The organism is Sulfurimonas sp. (assembly GCF_032250635.1).
Classification (GTDB): domain Bacteria; phylum Campylobacterota; class Campylobacteria; order Campylobacterales; family Sulfurimonadaceae; genus Sulfurimonas.
This window is the reverse complement of sequence record NZ_JAVVFL010000177.1, coordinates 1-4,526: the sequence shown is the minus strand read 5'-3', so window position 1 is coordinate 4,526 and position 4,526 is coordinate 1. Positions and strand designations below refer to the sequence as shown.

At 39.0% G+C, this 4,526-nt stretch carries 4 protein-coding genes; 2 read left to right on the top strand and 2 right to left on the bottom strand.

The genetic code is table 11. The features are described 5' to 3' along the window. Nucleotides 1-94 precede the first annotated feature (94 nt). Together RQ763_RS09815 and RQ763_RS09810 are read right to left on the bottom strand one after the other, a co-directional pair. Nucleotides 95-403 carry a hypothetical protein gene (locus tag RQ763_RS09815; protein WP_314152709.1) on the bottom strand — a complete coding sequence of 103 codons (309 nt, stop codon included), beginning with the start codon at nucleotides 401-403 and terminating at the stop codon, nucleotides 95-97. A 140-nt stretch (nucleotides 404-543) separates the two neighbouring features. After that, on the bottom strand, nucleotides 544-1,869 hold the full coding sequence (locus RQ763_RS09810; RefSeq protein WP_314152706.1) for an NFACT family protein: 1,326 nt from the start codon (nucleotides 1,867-1,869) through the stop codon (nucleotides 544-546). A 224-nt stretch (nucleotides 1,870-2,093) separates the two neighbouring features. Between RQ763_RS09810 and RQ763_RS09805 the strand changes: the two genes are divergently transcribed. Continuing rightward, nucleotides 2,094-3,473 carry a CmpA/NrtA family ABC transporter substrate-binding protein gene (locus RQ763_RS09805; protein WP_314152704.1) on the top strand — a complete coding sequence of 460 codons (1,380 nt, stop codon included), beginning with the start codon at nucleotides 2,094-2,096 and terminating at the stop codon, nucleotides 3,471-3,473. A 135-nt stretch (nucleotides 3,474-3,608) separates the two neighbouring features. Continuing rightward, the gene (ntrB, locus tag RQ763_RS09800) at nucleotides 3,609-4,424 is read left to right on the top strand and encodes a nitrate ABC transporter permease (RefSeq protein ID WP_314152702.1); all 816 of its coding nucleotides are present in this window, start codon (nucleotides 3,609-3,611) and stop codon (nucleotides 4,422-4,424) included. The last annotated feature ends 102 nt before the right edge of the window (nucleotides 4,425-4,526 follow it).

Genomic DNA, 4,526 nt, shown 5'->3' with positions numbered 1-4,526 from the left:
ATACTCCATGGCAAGGGGGTTGCGAGGGACATTTGTCCCTGCCATTAAAACGGACGCGTTCGTTTTAATGCATAACATTGGTGATTATATCAAATCAGACTTTAATATCTAGTATATGCAGCGGCGGGGAACTCTCTTTTTCCTCTTCCTCAGGCTTTTGGCGCTTCTTATTTCTTGCCGTCTCTTGGTCAGCCTCATTTTTTTCATGCTCACGGTCGGGGTCGATTTCATGAACCTCCTCGGCGGGACGAACTGCAAGAACCTCTTTCTCTTTCTCCTGCGCTGCCGCCTGAGCTATCATATTTTGAAACTCTATACGGTTGTTATGAGCATTTTGCAAAGCGGTAGCAGTTGCGGTCTGCTGATTCACATATATTGCATTTCCAACTAATCCTATAGCCATAACATATTCCTTAATTTTACTCCGTAAAATGAAAGAAACCCTTCATTTATTCGTCCGCAAAAGGAACTCGTCCCTTTTACTTCGCTTGCCGCTGAGGCACTGAAGCTTGACACTTTCGTGTCAGATGTTTATTTGATATCTTATCTTGTATCAACTTCTATGGTTTTGTACTTATTGTAAAGTACATTTGCACCGCCCTGGATGTTTACTTCTCTTCTTGGAGTATAATCGACCAAATACCTATCTTTTTGAAACATTGTGAAATCAACACAGAGTCTTGCCGCACTTTCTATTACGGACATGGGGACATTTTGTTTGTCTGTCGTGATGATTACGTGAGCTGAGGGACGCTCTTTCATGTGAAGCCAAATATCCTTCGCGCGCGCCTTCTGAAGCAGTTCCACATTGCCTTTTTCGTTTTTTCCAAGGCTCACTTTATACCCATCTACCCAAAAAGTCTCAATAGAGTCGTTTGTTTTTACTTTTTTGGCCTGAACATTTTTTGGAAAGAGAAGCTGGATTTTTGCAATATCTTTTGCCTCTTGCACCGTATGGATGAAGAGTTTCATATGTTCTATTTTTGAGTCTAAAGACTCTCTCTCTATATGCATGTGAGAAGCTCTCTGTTTTGCTTTTTTGCTTCTACTAAAGAGCGAATCAGCCATTTTTGCAACAGATGAGAACTCTTTATGAAGCTCAATTTTGACCGCTTTACCATCATAATCATCAAGCTCTACAACTCTTTGATAGGGCTTGATTTCATGCATATTTGCCAAAAGCAGGTTTCCAAAATGGCTAAGCTTCTGTGCCTCCTCTTTAAGCATCCCCTCATCGTCAAGCTGCTCATAAAGTTTTTCCAGTTTTTTTAGTTTTTTGTTTAAAAGCGAGATTTTTTGCTTCTTTAAAGAAGATAGTTTCTCATCCATCTCTTTTTGATACTCATTATACAAAAACTCTTCAACATCCCCAATAGGGTACTCTTTTGCCTCAAAGGGAGCCGGCGGAACATCTAAGAGCTTCTGCCCTACTCTCACCTCTCGAAATGAAGAGAAAAGGTCAACATGCCTGAGCGCTTCAAGAACCACCTCATCTTCATCCAGGATAATTACGTTTGTATATTTTCCCGTAAATTCAAACTGCAGATAGGTAGTCTCTTCCTTGTAGGCAGATGCCACGGAGGTTTTAAATCTTAATATTTTGTCGCCGCCAAAAATTTCTACATGTAAGATATTTGCACGATTAAACCGCTTTGCCAAAAGCACGTCAAAGGGGGCATTATAGACTTTTGAGCGGGCATAGGAGGCACATTTAAATATTCTGGAGTTTGAGCGCTGCATCTCAAAGTAAAGTTCATCATCTCTGTCAAATACAACTTTTACAATGGTGTCGCTTACTCTATAGATAGCGGAGATTTTTGTAAATTTTTTTATGTAATCAGTTATCTGTTTTAGGTGGGAAAGTTTCATAATAAGATTTTATCACATATAAAACAATTTGAAAAAAAACTTGTGGTATTGCCGCAAGTAGAGGAATCTCAAGCAAATCTCTGTTGAGATGGGGCTAACATAAACTTAAATATATGCTCACTTTTAAAACATACGACTGATTAAAAATAGTACAATAGCTTGTCATAATTTTGTCATTATTCATATATAATTTTCTTATAACAAACTAGATTTAGGAGATTTACATGTTAAAACAGATGATAAGTATAGGATTAGGGTTGTCAATTGTTGCAACTTCACTCTTGGCAGATGTGGAGAAAAAAAAGTTAACTATCGGTTTTATAGCCCTTACTGATTGTGCTCCTATCGTAATTGCCAAAGAGAAGGGGTTTTTTAAGAAACACGGGCTTGACGTTAGAGTGGTTAAAGAGGGCGGCGGATGGCCTGGGATTCAGCAAAAAGTTATTAGCGGCGAGTATGACTTTTCTCACGCTCTTGCAGGTATGCCAATTGCCGCTACGCTTGGAATCAACGGAGATGCAAATCTTCAGGCAGTTCTCAGTCTTGACTTTAACGGTAACGGCATTACGTTTGGAAACAACATCATAGAGAAGATGAAAGAGTACGGAATGGATGAGAAAACCCGTCCTCTTGGTTCTGAGTCGTTGAAAAAATATATAGATGCAAAACATAAAGCAGAAGGCTCAAACTATAAGCCGCTTAGCTTTGGAATGGTGCATCCGGTTTCGACTCACAACTATGAACTTCGCTACTGGATGGCAAGTTCCGAAATAGAGCCTGATGTAGATGCGACTATAAAACCGTTTCCGCCTCCGACAATGCCTTCAAACCTTATTGCGGGAAATATTGAGGGTTACTGTGTAGGAGAACCGTGGAATGAGAGAATAGTTCTGATGAAAAAAGGCTCGACTCTTGTTACAAACTACGATATTTGGAACAACAACCCTGAGAAAGTTTTACAGACAAGAGCGGACTTTATCACTAAAAATCCACAGACTACAAAAGCCGTGATGAAAGCGATTATCGAAGCTCAAATGTGGTTGGATGCTTCTTGGGAAAACCGTAAGGAAGCTGTAAAATTTTTAAGTCAAAAAAACTATGTAAATGCTCCTGTTGACGTGCTTGAGAAGTCGATGATTGGAACGTTTCAGTACCTTAAAGGTCAAAAATCAGAGGCAAATCCGCAGTTTAACGTATTTGCAAACTACTATGCAGCGTATCCGTTTTATTCCCATGGAATGTGGTTTATTACCCAAATGTACAGATGGGGTCAACTTGACAAAGCGTACGATATGAAAAAAGTAATTGAGAGCGTTTATAGACCTGATTTGTTTGCAGAAGCTGCTAAAGAGGTAGGTTACAGCCTGCCTCCGAGTCCATGGAAAAAAGACGGCGTGGACAAATACAACATGTTTATGGACGGCAAGGTTTATGATCCCAACAAAGCCGTTGATTATATCTTTGACTTCAAAGTAAGCAACTCTAAAGTCTCAAAAGAGGAGCTTTTAGAAGCCAACAAATGGAGCGTAAAAACCGAGCAGCCTGAGTATACTTGCCATTACGGAGAGGCGGGGTGTGCAGACCCAAAGTATGTAACAAAATAAGGACGTACAACACAAAGGTTTTGCCTTTGTGTTAAAGCAGTAATTAAATAGTTTTTATCCGTAAGTACCTAATTTGAACCCCTCCTTAAACACTTTAGGTACTTACTGATATAAATAAAATATTCGGAGGATAACATGAACAGTGAAACAGTAAAAAAAATTGTATTGCCTCTATTGGTTTTTGCAATAATAATCCAATTTTGGTCTGAAATATCAAATATGGTAAGCGGATTTCCAACTCCTAGCGAGACTTACAAAGCGGCTTTTGGCGGTATAGATGAAGACGGCGAAGCGATAAATGGCGTACTTTCAGACCCTTTTTACGTCAACAATCAAGACGACAAGGGTATCTTTTGGCAGGTTGTAGCCTCTCTAAAGAGAGTTTTTGCAGGGTTTGTTTTAGCAATTTTAGTAGGTATTCCCATTGGTCTGTTTGTTGGAATGAGCAAAAATGCCCAATATGCGCTTAACCCGTTTATACAGATATTTAAACCTGTATCGCCGCTGGCATGGCTGCCGCTGCTTTTGTTTATATTTCAAGATATAAACATGACGGCAATTTCAACCATTTTTATCACTTCAATCTGGCCTATTATAATAAATACGGCGCTTGGAGTAAGAAGCGTTTCGCAGGATTACATGAATGTTGCAAAAGTTTTACGATTTTCACCGCTAGAGAAGATTGTTCAGATAATTCTGCCCGTTTCAGTTCCATATATCTTTACTGGAATGAGACTCTCTTTAGGTATTGCATGGCTTGTAATAGTTGCCGCAGAGATGCTAACAGGCGGTATCGGCATAGGATTTTGGATTTGGGATGAGTATAACAACCTAAACTACCATAATATTATCATCGGTATTATCATCGTAGGTTTAATCGGTTTTTTCCTAGATATCATAATGGGCAAAATCGCAGATTATTTTGATTATACAAAAAAAGGCAGAGCGTAATGAGTGAAAATTTTTTAAGTTTAAACAACATTGAAAAAAGATTCAAGGTTCAAGGTCATGAGGATTATGTAGCGGTTACAAACGTAAACCTAGAGATAAAGA